Source organism: Actinoplanes sp. NPDC004185 (assembly GCF_053603475.1).
Genome location: NZ_JBSGFR010000037.1, coordinates 35,708 through 52,527, shown reverse-complemented (window position 1 = coordinate 52,527; position 16,820 = coordinate 35,708). Strand labels below are relative to the sequence as shown.

Sequence of the window (16,820 nt, the reverse complement as noted above, 5' to 3'; positions counted from 1 at the left end):
GAAAACCGCCGTGCCGGCCTTCGCCGGCGCGCGCTCGACCCTGCCCGAGGAGAAGTCATGACCACCGACGTCGTCGGCACGAACCGCTGGTACCTGTCGGCCGCACCGATCACCCGCGCCCTGCTGCACCTCTGCGTGCCGATGGCCGCCGCGATGATCGTCGGCGCCGTCTACAACCTCATCAACGCCGGCTTCGTCGGCTCGCTGCACGACACCGCACTGCTGGCCGCGGTCACGTTCGGGACACCGATCCTGGGCCTGGTCATGGCGGTCGGCGACGTCTTCGGCGTCGGCGGCGGCGCGCTCGTCTCGCGGCTGCTCGGCGCGGCGGAACGCGACCCCGCGCGGGCCGGCGAGATCCGGCGCGTCTCGTCGTTCGCCGTCTGGGGCTCGGTGATCGTCGGAGCCGTGCTCGGCGGCACCGGGCTGTTCCTGCTGCACCCGCTCGTGTCATTGCTCGGCGCGGATGCCGCCGCCGCCCCTGCGACCAGGGCTTTCGTTGCCGTCATGCTGGCCTTCGTGCCCGTGCTCGCCGCGGCGGTCTGTCTCGAGCAGCTCGTCCGGGCCGAGGGCGCCGCGCGCCAGGTGATGATCGGGTTGATCGCCTCGGCGGTCGCCAACATCGGGTTCGACGTCCTGTTCATCCTCGTGCTGCACTGGGGTGTCGCCGGAGCGGCACTGGCGATGGGTCTCGCCAATGTGGGTGTCGTCGCGTACTTCGCCGCCTGGCTGGCCCGGCACAGCGAGCATCTGAGTCTCGCGCCGCGGTGGTTCACGCTCTCCCCCGCCGTGCTCAAGCCCGTCCTGGGCGTGGGGGTCGGCACGCTGCTGCAGTCCGCGTTCCTGATCGTCACCTCACTGCTGCTCAACAATCTCGCGGCCGCCTACGGCGACGGCCCGCTCGCGGCCATGGGCGTCGCCGTCCGCATCGCGCAGGTGCCGGAGTTCCTGGTCATGGGTGTGACGTTCGGGGTCCTGCCGCTGCTCGCCTATGCCTACGGCAAAGGTGACCGGACCCGGCTGCTGGCGGCGCTGCGCGGCTCCGCGATCGCGGTGGGCGGCATCGCGCTGACCTTCTCGGCGGCGGTGTTCCTCGTCCGCGAGCAGGTGTTCTCCGCGTTCGTGGCCGACCCCGCGGTCCTGGCGACCGGCGTCACGATCCTCACCGCCCAGCTCGTGGCGATGATCGCGAACGGCTTCACCGGCCTGATCACCTCGCTGTTCCAGGCGACGGGCCGCGCGGTGGCCGCGACCGTGATGTCGGTGACCCAGGGCGTGCTGTTCCTGCCGATCGTGCTGCTGGGCAACCTCTGGTTCGGGCTGGCCGGCATCATCTGGGCGCTGACCGTCACCGAGGTCGTCGTGCTCGTCGCCGGCGGCATCATGGGGCTCGCGTCCCGCCCCGCGATCGACCGCGGCCTGGCCGAGGGCATCCCGGAACCGGATCAGCCGGTCAGCACGTCCAGCGCGCGGTCCACGTCGGACTCGGTGTTGTAGATGTGGAACGCCGCGCGCAGCCGGCCGGCCCGCTGGGCCACGCGGATGCCGGCCGCCGCGAGAGCGGTTCCGGCATCGCGCGCCTCGAAGCTGACGATCGCGCTGTCACCGGCCGGCCGGCCCAGCCCGGCGAGGAAGCGGTTGGCCAGCGCCACGTCGTGGTCGTGGATCGCCGGGATGCCGATCTGCTCCACCACGCCGAGCGCCGGCGCGGCCCCGATCCAGCTGAACCACGCCGGTGACACGTCGAAGCGCCGCGCGTCGCCGGCCAGCCGCATCTCCGGGCCGTAGTAGGAGTCGCTCAGGTCGGCACCCGCGAACCAGCCGGCGGCGATCGGCCGGACCTGGTCGCGGATCCGCGGACTCAGATAGGCGAACGCCGCACCCCGCGGACACATCAGCCACTTGTACGCGCTGACGACCACCACGTCGGCCAGCCCGGCATCGAACGGCAGCCACCCGCAGCCCTGGCTGGCGTCGACGACCACCATGGCCCCCACCTCGCGGGCGGCCGCGACCACCCGCTCGTACGGGGCGACCTCCCCGGTGGCCGACTGGACCAGCGAGAACGCCACCACGTCGCAGCCCGCGGCCACCGTCTCGACCAGCCGGTCGGTCGGCACCGTGAGCACCTTCAGCCGGTCGCTGTGCACCAGCCACGGGAACAGGTTGGACGTGAACTCGATCTCCGGCACCACCACCCGCGACCCGTCCGGGACAGCGGTGGCGACCGGGGCGATCAGCTGGGACGCCTGCGCCCCGACCGCGACGTCGGCCTCGGGCACCCCGAGCAGGCGCGCGAAGCGGGCGCGGGCGAGCCCGGTGGCTCCGTCCCATTCGGTGGCGAAGGTGGCGCCGATCCGCCAGTCACCGAGCGCGGCCTGCAGCGCGTCCCACGCGGGCCGCGGCGGCAGGCCGTAGCCGGCGGTGTTCAACCAGCCGGGCAGTGCACTCCAGAGCTGCTGAGCTTCCCTGATATCCACCCGGCCGAGTGTGTCAGCGCACCCGCCGGGCCGAAGCAGCCAATCGGGGCGTCGTGGCCCCTAAGCGTCTCGTGGATCAGCACGGCGTCCGTGGCGGACGGCCCGCCGGCTTTCGACGACGGCGACAAAGACGCCGAGCACCGCCAGGACAGCGAGCACGCCGGGAGCGGAGGTCCACACCGGCGTCGCATAGCCGTCCTCGGTGGCGATCCGCTCCGGATCCGTCGGGTCGGCGTAGACGATCAGCTCCCGGCCCTCGCGGACCTCGTCCATGACCCAGGGGTAGTAGAGGTTTGCGCTGTGCTGCTCGCCCTGGACGGTGTAGCTCACCGTGAACCAGTGGTCGAGCTCGTCGTCGTGGTCGCTGGTGATGACCGCCTGCGTGCGGATGCCGTGCTCGACGACGTCCTGGCGGAGCTTGTCGTCGACGAAGAAGACGCCGGCTGCCAGCAGTCCGAAGACAACGGCGCCCAGCACCCCCCACCTCACCGGCGACCGATGGACGATCATGTGCTGCGCCTCCGCCTGACTAGCCCCACTCGCGGCGCACCATCGGCTCGGCCCTGGTCGAGCTCGCCGGACGCGGACGCCTCATTGTCCACCCCCGGCTCAAGCCAGGACGAGCTCGAGCAACCCGGCGAGCTGAGTGCGCTGGCGGGGGTCGAGCCGGCCGGTCGCCGGGGCCAGGTCCCGCTGGATCTCGGCCTGCACCCGATCGGCCAGCTCGAGGCCGGCCGGGGTGATGAACACGTCGACGACCCGCTTGTCGCCGGGATTGCGGCCGCGGGCCAGCAGTCCGCGGCGTTCGGCCCGGTCGACGAGGCCGGACATCGTCGACTTGTCCAGGCCGAGGTATCCGGCCAGCTCGGTCATCCGCAGGCGGCGGTCCCGCAGGATGCCGAGGACCCGCAGCTGGGTCAGGGACAGGTCGTGCGCGGCGCCGACCCGGGTGAGCACTCCCATGACCCGGAAGGCGCTGCGGACCAGGGCGTCGTCCACGACGGCGTCGGAAGTCATGCGCCCAGACTAGTTGACATGGTTTGCAATACCAATCATTATCGAGGTAGTTGGTAATACAAACAATCTCTTCCGGAGGACACCATGCACGCTGCCGTCATCACCGCGTTCGACGCCCCGCCGGCCTACCGCGAGCACCCGGAGCCGGTTGCCGGCAACGATCACGAGGTGGTCGTCGAGGTCCTCGCGGCGGGCCTGCACCACCTCGTGCGGGCCAAGGCGAACGGCACGCACTACAGCAGTTCGGCCCCGCTCCCGCTAATCCCGGGCGTCGACGGGGTCGTCCGGGATCCGGCCGGGCGCCTGCGTTACGCGGTGCTGGACGACACCGCCCTGGGTACGTTCGCCGACCGCACCGTCATCGACCTCCGCCGCAGCGTGCCGCTGCCCGACGACATCGACCCGGTCCGGATCGCCGCCGCGATGAACCCCGCGATGTCCTCCTGGGTCGCGCTGCGCCGGCGCATCTCCTTCCGCGCGGGCCGGCGTGTCCTCGTGCTCGGCGCCACCGGCAACGCCGGGCGGATGGCGGTCCAGATCGCCAAGCAGTTCGGCGCCGCGCACGTCATCGGTTGCGGCCGCGACACCGCGCGGCTGGCCGGCCTGGGCGCCCTCGGCGCAGACGAGACGATCACCTTCGACGAGGTCGATCGCGCGGCCGACGTCGACGTCGTCATCGACTACGTCTGGGGCGAGCCGTCCGCCGATGCCATGACGGCGCTGCTCACCGCGCGGGCCGACCGGAGTGTCCCGCTGAGCTGGATCCAGATCGGCTCGGTCGCCGGCCGGACAGCCCCGGTGCCGTCCGCGGTCCTGCGCGGGGCGAGGCTGCAGATCGTCGGCAGCGGCATCGGCTCCGTGCCCCCGCGCGACTTCCTCGCCGAACTGCCGGAGCTGGCCGCCGCGGTGGCGGAAGGCGCGATCGACGTACGGCCGCACACCGTGCCGCTCGCCGAAGTCGCGCAGGCCTGGGCGACCCGGACCGACGACCGCGTGGTCTTCGTGCCGTGAATCACCTTGCCTAAGGGTATTAGGTAGTTGCATAGTGGTCTTAGGAAGAGGGGGGCGATCGTGTCGCGAGCGGGAGTGACGCCGGAGCGTCTGGTGCGGGCCGGGGCGGACCTGGCCGACGAGGTCGGCTTCGACCAGGTCACTGTGTCCGCGCTGGCCCGGCAGTTCGACGTCAAGGTCCCGAGCCTGTACGCCCACGTCGAGGGCTCGCGGGACCTCAAGACCCGGATCGCTCTCCTCGCCCTCGACGAGCTCGCCGACCTCAGTGCGGCCGCGCTGGCCGGCCGCTCGGGCAAGGCCGCCCTGAGCGCGCTGGGCGACGTCTTCCGCGACTACGCCCGCGCCCACCCCGGCCGGTATGCCGCGACCCGCATGCGGCTCGACCCGGCGACCGCGGCGGCGAGCGCCGGGCCGCGGCACGCGCAGCTGCTGCGCGCGATCCTGCGCGGCTATCAGCTGAGCGAGACGGACCAGACCCATGCCGTACGGCTGCTCGGCAGCACCTTCCACGGCTACATCAGCCTGGAGCTGGCCGGCGGTTTCGACCACAGCAGCCCCGACTCGCAGCAGTCCTGGACGCGCATCGTGGACGCCCTCGACTCCCTGCTGCGCAACTGGCCCGCGGCATGATCCCTCCCCCTTCGACCCGAGGTGACGTCATCAACACCTGGATCACCACACCCGTGACTGCCGAGTTCGTCCGCGGTGCCGCCGAGCTGGAACGCACGGAGCACGGCCTGCGGCCGCACCGGCTGCCGGCCTGGGCCCGGGCGCAGACCGCAGACCCGCAGCTGGCCATGGTCGAGGCGCAGCCCTCGGGCGTACGGATCAGCTTCCGCACCCGCGCCACGGCCGTCGAGCTCGACACCCTGGCCACCCGGCGCACCTACGCCGGCCTGCCGCCCCGCCCGCACGGCGTGTACGACCTGCTCGTCGACGGCCGGCTGGCCGGACAGGGCAGCGTGCCCGGCGGTGCCACCCTGACCATCGACATGACGACCGGCAGCACCGAACACCGGCCGGGCCCGGTGGGCACCGTGTCGTTCACCGGGCTGCCGGACACCGACAAGGACGTCGAGATCTGGCTGCCGCACAACGAGGCCACCGAGCTCGTCGCCCTGCGTACGGATGCACCGGTCTTGCCGGCCGCCCCCGGCGACCGGCCGGTGTGGCTGCACCACGGCAGCTCGATCAGCCACGGCTCCGACGCCGCGAGCCCGTCCACCACCTGGCCGGCGCTCGCCGCCGCCCGGGGCGGCGTGGAGCTGATCAACCTGGGTCTCGGCGGCAGTGCCCTGCTCGACCCGTTCACCGCGCGCACCCTGCGGGACACCCCGGCCGACCTGATCAGCGTCAAGATCGGCATCAACCTGGTGAACGCCGACCTGATACGGCTGCGCGCCTTCGGCCCGGCCGTGCACGGTTTCCTCGACACCATCCGGGAGGGGCATCCCCGCACTCCCCTGCTGGTCGTCTCCCCGATCCACTGCCCGATCCATGAGGACACGCCCGGTCCGGGGGCCTTCGACCTCGACGCCCTGCGCGAAGGCCAGGTGAAGTTCATCGCCACCGGCGATCCGGCCGAGCGCGCCGCGGGCAAGCTGACGCTGCGGGTGATCCGTGACGAGCTGGCCCGCATCGTGGCGCAACGCGCCGCCGGCGACCCGCACCTGCATCACCTGAGCGGGCTCGACCTCTACGGCGAGGCCGACTTCGCCGAGCTGCCGCTGCCGGACCGGCTGCACCCGGACCCGGCCACCCACCGCCGCATCGGCGACCGCTTCGCGAAGCTGGTCTTCGCGGGCGGCGGCGCCTTCGCGACGGCCCACGCCTGACGGGCCCGGGCCAAGCACTGACGGCCGGGCCAAGCACTGACGGCCCGGCCCGAGCACGACCGACGGCCGGCGGCCCGTGACGGCTGACGGCCGTCGGCGCCCGGCGTCAGCCGAGCAGACCGGCCCGCTGGGCGAGCATCGCGGCCCGCACCCGGTTGTCGCAGTCCAGCTTGGCGAACACCCGGTACAGGTGGGTCTTCACCGTGCCCTCGCTGACCCACAGCCGGGCGCCGATCTCCGCGTTGGACAGGCCCTGGGCCAGCAGCACCAGCACCTCACGTTCGCGCTCGCTCAGGGTGGCGACCTTGCGCAGCTCCTCGGCCGCGGCGACGGGCGCGGCCGGCAGCCCGTCGAGCACCTGCCGGGTGACCTTCGGGGACAGGAACGCGGCGCCGGCCGCGGCGGCCCGGATCGCCTGCGGCAGTTCGTCGACGGCCGACTCCTTGAGCAGGAAGCCCGCCGCCCCCGCGCGCAACGCCTCGGCGACGTACTCGTCCTCGCCGAAGGTGGTCAGCACGACGACGCGCACCTCGGGCGCGACCCGGCGGATCTCCCGCAGCGCGGCCAGCCCGTCGAGCACGGGCATCCGGATGTCGAGCAGCGCGACGTCCGGCCGGTGCCGCACGGCGAGCTCGACCGCCGCGCGGCCGTCGGCGGCCTGGGCGACCAGCTCGACGCCGTCGGTGGTGCGCAGGATGGCATCGATCGCGGTGCGGATGAGCCGGTCGTCGTCGGCCAGCAGGACACGGATGAGGTCGGTCACGGCAGCGCTCTCGTGGTTGTCAGGACCGTTGGTCCAGGAATTCCTGCTTGTCGACCAGTGTGCCGTCGCGGAAGCAGAACCGGTAGATCAGGTCCTGCCCGGTCACCACGGCCAGCTGCTCCAGCACGGCGCCGCGATGATCCTCGCAGGTGGCGCCGGGCACGGGCCGGCCGCCCACCGCGCCGGTGACCCCGCCGTCGTCGGGCAGCAGCGCGTGCACCTCGGTGGCCTGTTGTCCGATGTGGACGCGTTCGAAGGTGTCGCGCTGGACCGTGCCCAGGGTGGTGGTGAGCCAGAGCCCGGCGACGCAGAGGGCCAGGACGCCGCCGATGGCGAGGGTCGCGGCGGCGAGCACGAACCGCGACCGCCGGCGGTCGCGGTCGACCAGATCGGCGAAGTCCGCGCGGGCGGCCGGGGGTGGCGAGGGCCCGTCCGCGGCCGCGGTCCGGGGAGCCTCCGCCGGGTCTTCCGGGTACGGGAGGGTCGCCGCCAGCCGGAACCCGCCGCCGGCCGCCGTACCGTGGTAGAGCAGGCCGCCCGCCACCCGGACCCGTTCGGTGAGGCCGAGCAGCCCGCGCCCGGATGTCGTCCGGGCGACGCGCTGCCCCGCGGTGTTCGTCACGCTCGCGATGAGGGCGTCGGTCTCGTACCGCAGAGACAGCTCTATGTCGCCCCCGTGCGCGTGCCGCAACGCGTTGGTCACGCCTTCCTGAATGACGCGGTAGGCCGCGTGCTCGGTGAGCGCCGGGAGCGGCCGCTCCTCGCCCTGCCGGACGATCGTCACCCGCGAGCCGGCCGCGCGGGCGTTCGCCGCCAGCTCGTCCAGCCCGGTCAGCGAGGGCGCCGGCGACTGACTGTCGTCCTGGCCGAGGAGGCCGAGGATCTGCCGCAGCTCGGTCATGGCCGCGGCGGACGCCTCCCTCAGCAGCTGTGAGTTCTCGTCGCGGGCCAGGCCGGCGTACAGCGAGATCAGGGTCAGTTTGTGGCCGAGCGAGTCGTGCAGGTCGCGGGCGATGCGGGTGCGCTCGCGGGCCTGTGCCTCGCGGGCGGCCTCGTCCCGCTCGTCGTGCAGCTGCACGTTGCGGCGATGCATGGCCGCCAGCCAGGTCCGACGCCGGCGCACCAGCCGGCCGGTCGCCGCCGGGAAGACCGCCAGCAGCACGAACAGGGCGGACATCAGCACGATGGTGGTGCCGTCGAGCGGTTCCTCCCACCACCACACCGCGCCCAGCAGGCAGGCCCAGGCCACCGCCAGCCCGGCCACGAGCTGCCGTCGGTCGGCGACGCGATAGCTGAACGACGCGCTCAGCACCACCAGCAGCAGGCTGTTCTCCCCGCCGGTGCAGAGGCCGATGACCGCCGCCGCCGCGTACGCGGCCGGCGGGTGCACCAGCCGCAGCACCACCAGCAGCGGAGTGCTCACCCCGACGATCCAGGGCACGGCCGGGTACACGGCGGCGACGGCCGCGGGGACTGTCACGCCGGCGGTCACCAGCACCGTCAGGAGGATCTCGTAGGTCAGTCGCCACGAACCCGTCCGGCGCAGCACGGCCAAGGTCATGGCGAGTTCCTACCACTCACCGGCGGTCCCGGGCGATACGGTCGACGGCCTTGCTGGCCTGGAGCAGCCCGGCGCCGGTGTGCTGCCGGTAGATCCGTACGGCTGCCGCGGGGTCGTCGCGGTCGAGGGCTGTCCCGACGTCCGCCTGCATGGCCTCGACGTCGATCGGGCGGCCGGCGGTCAGAGCGCGGGCGTGGCGGGTGAGGTAGGCGGAGAGGACCAGCATGAGGATGCCGATCAGGCCGATGCTCAGGGCAATCCAGATCATGCGGAGAAGTCTGCCGATCCGGGCCCGGCCCCCGCGTCTGCGGAACGACTGACGCGCGCCGGGCCCGGATCAGACTTTCGTTGACTTGACCGGTGCCCCCGGATCAGTGGCCGGTGGCCAGCAGACGGACGGCGACGGTGGCCAGGACCAGCCCGGTGACCTGCTCGATGCGCGCCTTGACCCGCGGGCGGCGCAGCCAGCGGCCGAGCCGGTCCACCGCGGCGACGTAGAGCCCGAACCAGCTCAGGTAGAGCCCCGCGAAGATCGCCGACAGCAGCAGGGCCTCGCTCCGCGGTGAGCCGCTGCCCACGGTGAGGAACTGCGGCAGGAAGGTGACGAAGAACAGCGCGACCTTCGGGTTCAGCGCGTTGGACAGGAACCCCTGCCGCAAGTACGCCGACCGCCGCACCGGCACCACTTCCGCCTCGTCGGTGACCGGCGAGCGCGGTGACCGCGCCGCCGACCACAGCATCTGCGCCGCGAGCCACAGCAGGTACACCGCCCCGGCGATCTTCAGCACCGTGAACGCCGTCGCGGAGGCGAACAGCAGCGCCGACAACCCGAGCGCGGCGGCGCTCGCGTGAACGCCCACTCCCAGCACGCCGCCGATCAGGGTCAGCACTCCACCGGCCCGGCCGCCGACCAGCGCGTTGCGGGTCATCAAAGCCTGGTCCGGGCCCGGCAGCATGATCAACACCAGGGCCGTCATCGCGAATGTCAGCATCGCCGTCTCCTCGTTCCGTCGGTGCCCTTGACGATGCCGCCGGCCGATCCATACGTCCAATGCCAATAATCGGCCGGTCTCATGACTAGAATTTATTGATGGTGACCCTGGTGCAGTTACGCGTGATCGACGCGGTCGGCCGGCTCGGATCGGTGACCGCCGCGGCCAAGGAGCTGCGCTACACCCAGCCCGCGATCAGCCATCAGCTGTCCAGACTGGAGGCTCAGCTCGGGGCCGGACTGCTGCAACGGGCCGGCCGCGGGATCCGGCTCACCCCGGCCGGCCGCCTGCTCGCGGACCGGGCAGCCGAGATCATCGGCCGGGTCGACGCGGCCACCGCGGAGCTCTCCGCGCTGGTCGGGCTGAGCACGGGACGGGTCCGGCTGGCCGGCTTCGGCTCGGTCATGAGCTCCCTGGTCCCGCAGGCGGCCACCATCCTGGCCCGGCGCCATCCCGGCCTGGAGCTCGGCCTGGCCGACACCCATCCGGAAGAGGCCCTGCACCAGCTGCGCACCGGGCAGGTCGAGGTCGCGGTGATCTTCCGGTACGACGACACCGCCCCGGAGGACGACGGCATCCGGCTGACCCACCTGCTCGACGACCCGCTCTACCTGCTCACCACCGGCGGCGGCACCACCCTCGCCGACCACGCGCGTTCACCCTGGATCGCCGGCTGCGAACGGTGCCGCATCCACCTGGTGGAGATGTGCGAACGCGCCGGCTTCAGCCCGCGCCTGGCGTACACCACCGACGACATGGTCGTGATGCAGAGCCTGGTCGCCGCGGGCATGGGCGTCACCACCATCCCCGGACTGGCCCTGCGGGCCCACCGCCATCCGGCGATCACCGCCACCCCGCTGCCCGTACCGCTGCGCCGGATCCACGCCGCCACCTACGGCGAGCCACCGGACCCGCCCGCCACCGCCGCGCTGATCGCCGCCCTCACCGAAGCGGCCGCGACCGGCGCAGGCGCCTCCGCGCCTTGAGGCAGTCCGACATCGCGCCGGCCGGGCCGTACGGTGGCGACTCCGGCCAACTCGCCACACAGCCCCACCAAAGCTGACCAATCATTGAAATTCATGTTGCTCGATGTCATACTTGGGAGCGCTCCCATATGGAACCTCACGTCGATGAACGGAGATGATCCATGAGTTCCCCCCAGCTCGGGCAATCCGGCAGGCGATCCTCCTCAGCCGTCCGCCAGCCTCTCCGGGCACTCGTCCTGCTCGTCGCCATCATGGCCGGCATGCTGCCCTGGGCCGGCGCGGCGCAGGCCCACGGCACCATCGTCGACCCGGCCTCCCGGGCCTACCAGTGCTGGCAGTCCTGGGGCACCCACCACACCGATCCGGCCATGCAGCAGCAGGACCCGATGTGCTGGCAGGCCTTCCAGGCCAACTCCGACACCATGTGGAACTGGATGAGCGCGCTGCGGGACGGTCTCGGCGGGCAGTACCAGGCCCGCACGCCCGACGGCCAGCTCTGCAGCAACGGCCTCGCCAGGAACAACAGCCTGAACACGCCCGGGGCCTGGAAGCAGACCCGGGTCAGCAACAACTTCTCGGTCAAGTTGTACGACCAGGCCAGCCACGGCGCCGACTTCTTCCGCGTCTACGTGAGCAAGAACGGGTTCAACCCGGCCACCCAGAGCCTCGGGTGGGGCAACCTCGACTTCCTCACGCAGACCGGACGGTACGCCCCGGCGCAGAACATCACGTTCAACGTCTCGACCTCCGGCTACACCGGACACCACATCCTGTTCGTCATCTGGCAGGCCTCGCACCTTGACCAGGCCTACATGTGGTGCAGTGACGTGAACTTCGGCTGATCCGCAGCACCGCCGCACTCCGGCCCGGGACACCACCGTCCCGGGCCGGACGCGTTCCCGGCGGCACGGTCCCCACGGAATGTCATCGATGAGTAACAATGTGGACGGACGCGAGGAGGTGCCGCGATGTCCCGAGTGTTCGAGTCGCCGGACGGTCCGCCCGGCCCGGCGCGCATCATCGACCTGTACTGCGGCTACATGATTTCCCAGACGTTGTTCGCGGCCGTGGAGACCGGCCTGTTCGCCGCGGCCGGGCCCGAGGCCGCCACCCCGGCCGAGCTGGCCGAACGCTGCGACATCCCGGAACGCAGCGCGCGGGCGATGGCCGATCTGCTCGCCGACGCCGGCCTGCTGGAGCGGGACGGTGCCGCCTTCCGCACCGCGCCGGACGCCGAGGCCTTCCTGACCGGACGCGGCCCGGCCGACCTGCGGCCGATGGCCCGCTACTGGGCCACAGTGAGCTATCCGGCCTGGGGCAGCGCGATCGAGGCGTTCCGCACCCGGCGCGGCGTGCGGCCGGTGCTCGACCAGGCCCAGACCGACGCGTACGAATCGACGGTCGCGCTCGTCACCGCCGAGACCGCGGCCGACCTGGCCCGCACGTACGACTTGGGCCGGCATCGGCGGTTGCTCGACGTGGGCGGCGGCTACGGCACGTTCGCCCGGCCGATCCTGTCCGCGTACGAGAATCTGAGCGTCACCCTGATCGACCTGCCCGAGGTGGCCGCGGCGGTCACCGGTCAGGCGATCCCCCGCCTGACCGCGATCGGCGTCGACGTCTTCGAGGCGCCGTTGCCGCCCGGGCACGACGTCATCCTGGTCGCGAACCTCGTGCACCTGCTGCCGCCGGACCGGATCACCGAGCTGTTCCGGCGGCTGCGCGCGGTCGCCGCGCCCGGCACCACGCTGCTGCTCGTCGACTGGTGGCGCACCGACCGGGCACCGCACCCGTCGGCCCGCTTCGGCGCCGGTGAGTTCCTGATCATCAGCGGCGGCGACCTCTACCAGGTCGACGAGGTGGCCGGCTGGCTGGCCGGGACCGGCTGGAAGTTCACCGGACTCACCGCGCTGCCGCCGCCCTCCGGCGTGCTGGTGGCCGTGCCGGACTGAGCGCCCTCCTTCACAGGGCCTTGGCCATGGTGCGGCTTGTCTCGGCGAAGCCGAGCTGCTCGTAGAGGGCCCGGGCGCCGGCGTTGTGGGCGAAGACGCGCAGACCGATGCTGGTCAGCCCCCTGTCGCGGCACCAGCGTTCGGCGGCCAGCATGATCGCCCGGCCGTAGCCCCGGCGGCGCAGTTCCGGCTCGACGGCGACGTTGTAGACGAACGCGGTGTCACCGGTGACCTTGACCCAGAGGAAGCCGGCCCGGCGCTCGCCGTCGTAGGCGTACCAGAAGTGGTGTCCGGCAGTGGCGAACTCGTCGGGAAGCAGCCGCGCGTACGTGTCGGCGGCCTCGCGGGCCGCGGCCTGCGGCGACAGGCCCGTCGCGGCGATGCTCCGCGCGTAGTGCGTCTCGGTCTCGGCCCGCCACGGCTGGTACTGGTCCTCGGTCATCGGCTCCAGCCGCACCTCCGTCATGCCGCCAACCTACCCAGTGGTCCATACCGCGGCTGGTGTAGGCCGGCCGGGACGAAAGCCTGCGGCTGGTGGATGTGCCGGGACGCGGCCGCGGGCAACCATGAAGCATGATCGAGGCAGAGCAGCTCATCCAGCGACCGGTGCGGCGCGAGCCGCGGGCCAATCCCTTCGAGCGGGGAGCCGAGCTGGGCACCGCGGTGGGTGACCTCCCCGGAGCCGGCGAGCATCCGTGAGCACCTGCTCGACATCGCCGGCGTCCGGATCACCTGCAGATTCATCTCCGACGTCTACAGCGTCGCCGACATGCTCACCCGTCAGCCGGACGTGACGGTCGTCCGGACCCGGGACTACATCCGGCACCCGAAGCCCAGCGGGTACCAGAGTCTGCATCTGATCCTCCGGATCCCGGTGTTCCTGTCCGACCGGGTCGAGCTGGTCCCGGTCGAGGTGCAGATCCGGACCGCGGCGATGGACTTCTGGGCCGGGCTGGAACACAAGATCCGCTACAAGTACCGCGGCGACATCCCGGCCGGCCTGGTCGAGGAGCTCCAGGAGGCCGCGACGGTGGCCGGCAACCTCGACAAGAAGATGGAACGGCTCCGCGCCGAGCTCGGGCAGCGCTGAGCGGGGGCTACCGCGCGGCCCCGCCGGCGGAGAGCAGGCGCTCGGCCAGCGCGCGGCAGCGTCCCACGAGCTCCGGCGGGTCGAGCACCTCGAAGTCGTGCCCCAGCAGGACCATGTGCATGAGCACGAAGTCCAGGCTGCCGGCCCCGCTGAGCACCTCGCAGCGCTTGCTCCCGCGCGGACGGACGACGGCCGCGGACGCCGGGACCTGCGCGCGCACGGTGCCGGCCGGCGCGTGCACCAGGAACCGGGCCTGGTGCCGGTAGACCCGGCTCGCCACGCCCTCCTGCACGTGCGTCGCCGCGTCGGGGGCCGGGCGCGGGCGGAAGTGCCAGGCCCGGGCGGCCACCTCGGTCATCCGGTCGACGCGGAAGCTCCGCCAGTCGTTGCGGTCCAGGTCGTAGGCGAACAGGTACCAGCGGCGGTCCGAGGCGACCAGGCGGTACGGCTCGGCCCGCCGCCGGCGTACCTCCTGGCCGGACGGGTAGCCGAAGCCGGCCTCGACCTGGTCGCGGCAAGCCCGGGCCAGCGTCATCAGCACGTCGGGGTCGACCGGGGTACGGCCACCGCCGACCGACTCCACCGAACCGGCGAGCGCGCGGACGTCGTGCCGCAGCCGCAGGGGCAGCACCTGGTCGAGCTTGGTCAGCGCCCGCAGTGCCGCTTCCCCGGCCCCCGCGACCTCACCGCCCGCCCCGGCGAGCAGGGAGACGGCGGTGGCGATGGCTTCCTCGTCGTCGAGCAGCAGCGGCGGCAGGTGCTGTCCGGGGCCGAGCCGGTAGCCGCCCCCGACCCCCTGGCCGGCGTGCACGGGATAGCCCAGCGTGCGCAGCCGGTCGACGTCGCGGCGCACCGTGCGCGGGGTGACCCCGAGGCGTTCGGCGAGTTCGGGGCCGGTCCAGACCTGGCGCTGTTGCAGCAGGCCCAGCAGGGTGAGCACGCGTTCGGTCGTGCCCCGCTCGCCGCCGCCCACCGGATCCATGCCACCACTTTGTCAGAGATAGCGGACCGGTACTGTCCGCCTCGGGTGGCAGGGTGGGCGGCACGGAACCAGACGAGCTGTCCGGGGTCTACCTGCTGCGGGACCTGTGTCTGCACACGACTACCCCCGAGAACGGAGCTGCCCGATGAGCCGCGAGATCCAGGTGACCTTCGACGCCCACGACCCGGCGGCGCTGTCGTCCTTCTGGCGCGACGCGCTCGGCTACGTCCACCCCGGCCCGCCCGGCGTGGAGCTGCCCGAGGGCGCCGACCCGCTGGCGGCGTGGGAGGAGTTCCTCGAGCGCGTCGGCGTGCCGAAGGAGGAGCGCAACACGCGGTCGGCCATCGAGGACCCGCAGGGCCACGGGCCGCGGCTGTTCTTCCAGCAGGTGCCCGAGGACAAGGTCGCCAAGAACCGCGTCCACCTCGACGTCCGGGCCGCCCCGGGGCTGCAGGGCGAGGAGCGGATGGCGGCGCTGGAGGCCGAGTGCGACCGGCTCGTCGCGCTCGGCGCCCGGCGGGTGAGCCGCTCCGAGCCCGAGCCCCCGTTGAGTTCCGGCTTTCTCGTGATGGCCGATCCCGAGGGCAACGAGTTCTGCCTCGACTGAGGACAGTTCAGGGCTGTCTCAGGGTGTTTCCGGATATCGGCCACTGTCGTCACGCGTCGATGCTGTGGGTTCGTCGAAGGGAAGTGCGATGACCCGCAGCATCACCGTACGAGCCGTGGCCGGCACCGCCGCCGTCGCCCTGGCCGCCGTGTTCGCGCTCGCTCCCCCGGCCGCCGGCGCCGGTCGGCCGGCCCCCGCGCTCGCCTGGCGGACCTGCCCGGACGACATCAAGGAGCTGCCGCCCAAGCCGGACGATCCCGTACGGTGCGCGACGCTGCGCCTGCCGGTCGACTGGGCGCAGCCGCACGGCGCGACGTTCGACCTGTGGGTGGCCCGCCGCCCGGCTCGTCAGGCCGAGCAGCGGGTCGGCACCCTGGTGTTCGGCCCCGGTGGCCCGGGCGACTCCGGGGTCAACCGGATCCGCCTGGGCAACCGGTTCAGCCCGGAGATCCTCGACAAGTTCGACACGGTGAGCTTCGACCCGCGTGGCGTGGCCCGCAGCGGTGCACCGAGCTGCGCTCCCGACCCCGCTGTCCCCCAGCCGCCGATGCTGCCGGCCGGTCAGCGCGACTTCGACGCCCTGGTTGCTTACAACCGGGCACTGTGGGACGCCTGCCGCCCGACCAGCCCGGTGTTCGACCACGCGGACACGCTCAGCACCGTCCGCGACCTGGAGGCTCTGCGCCGTGCGCTGGGCGAGCCGAAGCTCACCTTCCACGGCAGCTCGTACGGCACCCTGCTCGGCACCCAGTACGCCGAGCGGTATCCCGGCCGGGTCCGGGCCCTCGTGCTGGAGAGCGTGTTCGACCACAGCCTCGGCGTCCGCGAGTTCGTGCGTACCGCGGCGATCGCGGCGCAGGACTCGTTCGACGAGTTCGTCGCGTGGTGCGACACGAGCTCCGCGTGCGTGCTGCGCGGCGAGGACGTACGCGGGATCTGGGCCGGCGTGCTGGCCCGGGCCGACCGCGGCGAGTACGCGCCGTACACCGGCTTCGACATCGCCGCGATCCCGGTCGGCGCCCTGGCCCGCCCGGACTGGCCCGGCTTCGCCGAGGCGGTGCGGACGCTGTCCACGGGCACCCCGGTGCCGGCCGCCATCCCGCCGATCAGCACCGCCGTGTTCTGCAACGACTGGCCGGTACCGGTACGCGACTACGACGAGTACGCCGAGCTGGTCAGGACGGCCCGGGCCGTGGCACCGGACGTGCGCTACGGCGCGGGCCTGCTCGCCGTGGGGACCTGCCTGGGCTGGCCGATGCCGGTACGCAACCCGATCCACGTGCCGCGGGTCCACACCCGGATCCCGCTGCTGCTGATCAACGCCCGGCACGATCCGCGCACCGGCTACGAATGGGCCACCCACGTCGCCGCGCAGCTGGGCCGGCACGGCCGGCTGGTCACCTACGAGGGCTGGGGCCACGGCGCGTACCGGACGACGCCGTGCACTGGGGAGGTGGTCGACCGGTATCTGATCGACCTGGTGGTGCCGCCGCGAGGTGCCACGTGCGCCGCACCCCCGCGGCTCCCCGCGGCCTAGACGGACA

Annotated in this window: 20 protein-coding genes; 11 read left to right on the top strand and 9 right to left on the bottom strand. The window is 72.6% G+C overall.

The annotated features are described in order from the left end of the window. The first annotated feature begins 57 nt into the window (after positions 1-57). Positions 58-1,497, top strand: a complete 1,440-nt coding sequence (locus tag ACWEOZ_RS31700; protein WP_451914336.1) for an MATE family efflux transporter — start codon at positions 58-60, stop codon at positions 1,495-1,497. Here the strand turns inward: ACWEOZ_RS31700 and ACWEOZ_RS31695 are convergent. From ACWEOZ_RS31695 to ACWEOZ_RS31685, 3 genes are all read right to left on the bottom strand, one after another. Then, complete coding sequence (locus ACWEOZ_RS31695; protein WP_451914335.1) at positions 1,446-2,480, bottom strand: aminotransferase class V-fold PLP-dependent enzyme; 1,035 nt, start codon at positions 2,478-2,480, stop codon at positions 1,446-1,448. The genes ACWEOZ_RS31700 and ACWEOZ_RS31695 overlap by 52 nt on opposite strands. A 60-nt stretch (positions 2,481-2,540) precedes the next feature. Then, entirely contained in the window at positions 2,541-2,957 is a 417-nt protein-coding gene (locus tag ACWEOZ_RS31690) for a hypothetical protein (protein ID WP_451914334.1), read from the bottom strand. 132 nt (positions 2,958-3,089) lie between these two features. After that, positions 3,090-3,497: a MarR family winged helix-turn-helix transcriptional regulator gene (locus ACWEOZ_RS31685; protein WP_451914333.1), complete on the bottom strand. Its 408-nt coding sequence runs from the start codon at positions 3,495-3,497 to the stop codon at positions 3,090-3,092. 84 nt (positions 3,498-3,581) lie between these two features. On the opposite strand from ACWEOZ_RS31685, the gene ACWEOZ_RS31680 reads away from it, so the two are divergent. From ACWEOZ_RS31680 to ACWEOZ_RS31670, 3 genes are read left to right on the top strand one after another with little or no spacing between them, the layout of a single operon-like run. Then, a complete protein-coding gene (locus tag ACWEOZ_RS31680; protein WP_451914332.1) occupies positions 3,582-4,508 on the top strand; it encodes a quinone oxidoreductase family protein in 927 nt (308 codons plus the stop codon). Positions 4,509-4,568: 60 nt separating this feature from the next. Next, complete coding sequence (locus tag ACWEOZ_RS31675; protein WP_451914331.1) at positions 4,569-5,138, top strand: TetR/AcrR family transcriptional regulator; 570 nt, start codon at positions 4,569-4,571, stop codon at positions 5,136-5,138. Positions 5,139-5,191: 53 nt separating this feature from the next. Beyond that, a complete protein-coding gene (locus ACWEOZ_RS31670; protein ID WP_451914330.1) occupies positions 5,192-6,343 on the top strand; it encodes a GDSL-type esterase/lipase family protein in 1,152 nt (383 codons plus the stop codon). Positions 6,344-6,449: 106 nt separating this feature from the next. On the opposite strand, the gene ACWEOZ_RS31665 is transcribed toward ACWEOZ_RS31670, so the two are convergent. The 4 genes from ACWEOZ_RS31665 to ACWEOZ_RS31650 form a co-directional block, all read right to left on the bottom strand. Further along, positions 6,450-7,106, bottom strand: a complete 657-nt coding sequence (locus ACWEOZ_RS31665) for a response regulator (protein WP_451914329.1) — start codon at positions 7,104-7,106, stop codon at positions 6,450-6,452. Positions 7,107-7,125: 19 nt separating this feature from the next. Beyond that, a complete protein-coding gene (locus tag ACWEOZ_RS31660; protein WP_451914328.1) occupies positions 7,126-8,667 on the bottom strand; it encodes a sensor histidine kinase in 1,542 nt (513 codons plus the stop codon). Between the two features lie 16 nt (positions 8,668-8,683). After that, positions 8,684-8,935, bottom strand: a complete 252-nt coding sequence (locus ACWEOZ_RS31655) for a hypothetical protein (RefSeq protein ID WP_451914327.1) — start codon at positions 8,933-8,935, stop codon at positions 8,684-8,686. 103 nt (positions 8,936-9,038) lie between these two features. Next, positions 9,039-9,659 carry a LysE family translocator gene (locus tag ACWEOZ_RS31650; protein ID WP_451914326.1) on the bottom strand — a complete coding sequence of 207 codons (621 nt, stop codon included), beginning with the start codon at positions 9,657-9,659 and terminating at the stop codon, positions 9,039-9,041. Positions 9,660-9,757: 98 nt separating this feature from the next. Between ACWEOZ_RS31650 and ACWEOZ_RS31645 the strand changes: the two genes are divergently transcribed. From ACWEOZ_RS31645 to ACWEOZ_RS31635, 3 genes are all read left to right on the top strand, one after another. Beyond that, a complete protein-coding gene (locus ACWEOZ_RS31645; RefSeq protein ID WP_451914325.1) occupies positions 9,758-10,645 on the top strand; it encodes a LysR family transcriptional regulator in 888 nt (295 codons plus the stop codon). Between the two features lie 260 nt (positions 10,646-10,905). Next, a complete protein-coding gene (locus tag ACWEOZ_RS31640; protein ID WP_451914324.1) occupies positions 10,906-11,487 on the top strand; it encodes a lytic polysaccharide monooxygenase auxiliary activity family 9 protein in 582 nt (193 codons plus the stop codon). Positions 11,488-11,613: 126 nt separating this feature from the next. Beyond that, the gene (locus ACWEOZ_RS31635; protein ID WP_451914323.1) at positions 11,614-12,597 is read left to right on the top strand and encodes a methyltransferase; all 984 of its coding nucleotides are present in this window, start codon (positions 11,614-11,616) and stop codon (positions 12,595-12,597) included. A 10-nt stretch (positions 12,598-12,607) separates the two neighbouring features. On the opposite strand, the gene ACWEOZ_RS31630 is transcribed toward ACWEOZ_RS31635, so the two are convergent. Beyond that, positions 12,608-13,063 carry a GNAT family N-acetyltransferase gene (locus ACWEOZ_RS31630; protein ID WP_451914322.1) on the bottom strand — a complete coding sequence of 152 codons (456 nt, stop codon included), beginning with the start codon at positions 13,061-13,063 and terminating at the stop codon, positions 12,608-12,610. A gap of 107 nt (positions 13,064-13,170) precedes the next feature. Between ACWEOZ_RS31630 and ACWEOZ_RS31625 the strand changes: the two genes are divergently transcribed. Together ACWEOZ_RS31625 and ACWEOZ_RS31620 are read left to right on the top strand one after the other, a co-directional pair. Beyond that, positions 13,171-13,296: a hypothetical protein gene (locus ACWEOZ_RS31625; RefSeq protein WP_451914321.1), complete on the top strand. Its 126-nt coding sequence runs from the start codon at positions 13,171-13,173 to the stop codon at positions 13,294-13,296. Next, on the top strand, positions 13,265-13,687 hold the full coding sequence (locus ACWEOZ_RS31620) for a GTP pyrophosphokinase (protein WP_451914320.1): 423 nt from the start codon (positions 13,265-13,267) through the stop codon (positions 13,685-13,687). Before ACWEOZ_RS31625 ends, ACWEOZ_RS31620 begins: the two co-directional genes overlap by 32 nt. A gap of 7 nt (positions 13,688-13,694) precedes the next feature. Here ACWEOZ_RS31620 and ACWEOZ_RS31615 read toward each other — a convergent pair whose 3' ends face one another. Further along, entirely contained in the window at positions 13,695-14,669 is a 975-nt protein-coding gene (locus ACWEOZ_RS31615) for a helix-turn-helix transcriptional regulator (RefSeq protein ID WP_451914319.1), read from the bottom strand. Positions 14,670-14,814: 145 nt separating this feature from the next. Between ACWEOZ_RS31615 and ACWEOZ_RS31610 the strand changes: the two genes are divergently transcribed. Both ACWEOZ_RS31610 and ACWEOZ_RS31605 read left to right on the top strand, forming a co-directional pair. After that, the gene (locus ACWEOZ_RS31610; protein WP_451914318.1) at positions 14,815-15,276 is read left to right on the top strand and encodes a VOC family protein; all 462 of its coding nucleotides are present in this window, start codon (positions 14,815-14,817) and stop codon (positions 15,274-15,276) included. Between the two features lie 88 nt (positions 15,277-15,364). Further along, positions 15,365-16,813 (top strand): alpha/beta hydrolase, encoded by a 1,449-nt coding sequence (locus tag ACWEOZ_RS31605; RefSeq protein ID WP_451914317.1) that lies wholly within the window; start codon positions 15,365-15,367, stop codon positions 16,811-16,813. Positions 16,814-16,820: the final 7 nt, after the last annotated feature.

Coding starts and splice junctions, on each gene's coding strand:
- ACWEOZ_RS31660 (WP_451914328.1), bottom strand. CDS start 8,667: ATGACCTTGGCCGTGCTGCGCCGGACGGGTTCGTGGCGACTGACCTAC.
- ACWEOZ_RS31630 (WP_451914322.1), bottom strand. CDS start 13,063: ATGACGGAGGTGCGGCTGGAGCCGATGACCGAGGACCAGTACCAGCCG.
- ACWEOZ_RS31605 (WP_451914317.1), top strand. CDS start 15,365: ATGACCCGCAGCATCACCGTACGAGCCGTGGCCGGCACCGCCGCCGTC.
- ACWEOZ_RS31685 (WP_451914333.1), bottom strand. CDS start 3,497: ATGACTTCCGACGCCGTCGTGGACGACGCCCTGGTCCGCAGCGCCTTC.
- ACWEOZ_RS31700 (WP_451914336.1), top strand. CDS start 58: ATGACCACCGACGTCGTCGGCACGAACCGCTGGTACCTGTCGGCCGCA.
- ACWEOZ_RS31635 (WP_451914323.1), top strand. CDS start 11,614: ATGTCCCGAGTGTTCGAGTCGCCGGACGGTCCGCCCGGCCCGGCGCGC.
- ACWEOZ_RS31645 (WP_451914325.1), top strand. CDS start 9,758: ATGGTGACCCTGGTGCAGTTACGCGTGATCGACGCGGTCGGCCGGCTC.
- ACWEOZ_RS31625 (WP_451914321.1), top strand. CDS start 13,171: ATGATCGAGGCAGAGCAGCTCATCCAGCGACCGGTGCGGCGCGAGCCG.
- ACWEOZ_RS31615 (WP_451914319.1), bottom strand. CDS start 14,669: ATGGATCCGGTGGGCGGCGGCGAGCGGGGCACGACCGAACGCGTGCTC.
- ACWEOZ_RS31610 (WP_451914318.1), top strand. CDS start 14,815: ATGAGCCGCGAGATCCAGGTGACCTTCGACGCCCACGACCCGGCGGCG.
- ACWEOZ_RS31655 (WP_451914327.1), bottom strand. CDS start 8,935: ATGATCTGGATTGCCCTGAGCATCGGCCTGATCGGCATCCTCATGCTG.
- ACWEOZ_RS31650 (WP_451914326.1), bottom strand. CDS start 9,659: ATGCTGACATTCGCGATGACGGCCCTGGTGTTGATCATGCTGCCGGGC.
- ACWEOZ_RS31640 (WP_451914324.1), top strand. CDS start 10,906: ATGCTGCCCTGGGCCGGCGCGGCGCAGGCCCACGGCACCATCGTCGAC.
- ACWEOZ_RS31680 (WP_451914332.1), top strand. CDS start 3,582: ATGCACGCTGCCGTCATCACCGCGTTCGACGCCCCGCCGGCCTACCGC.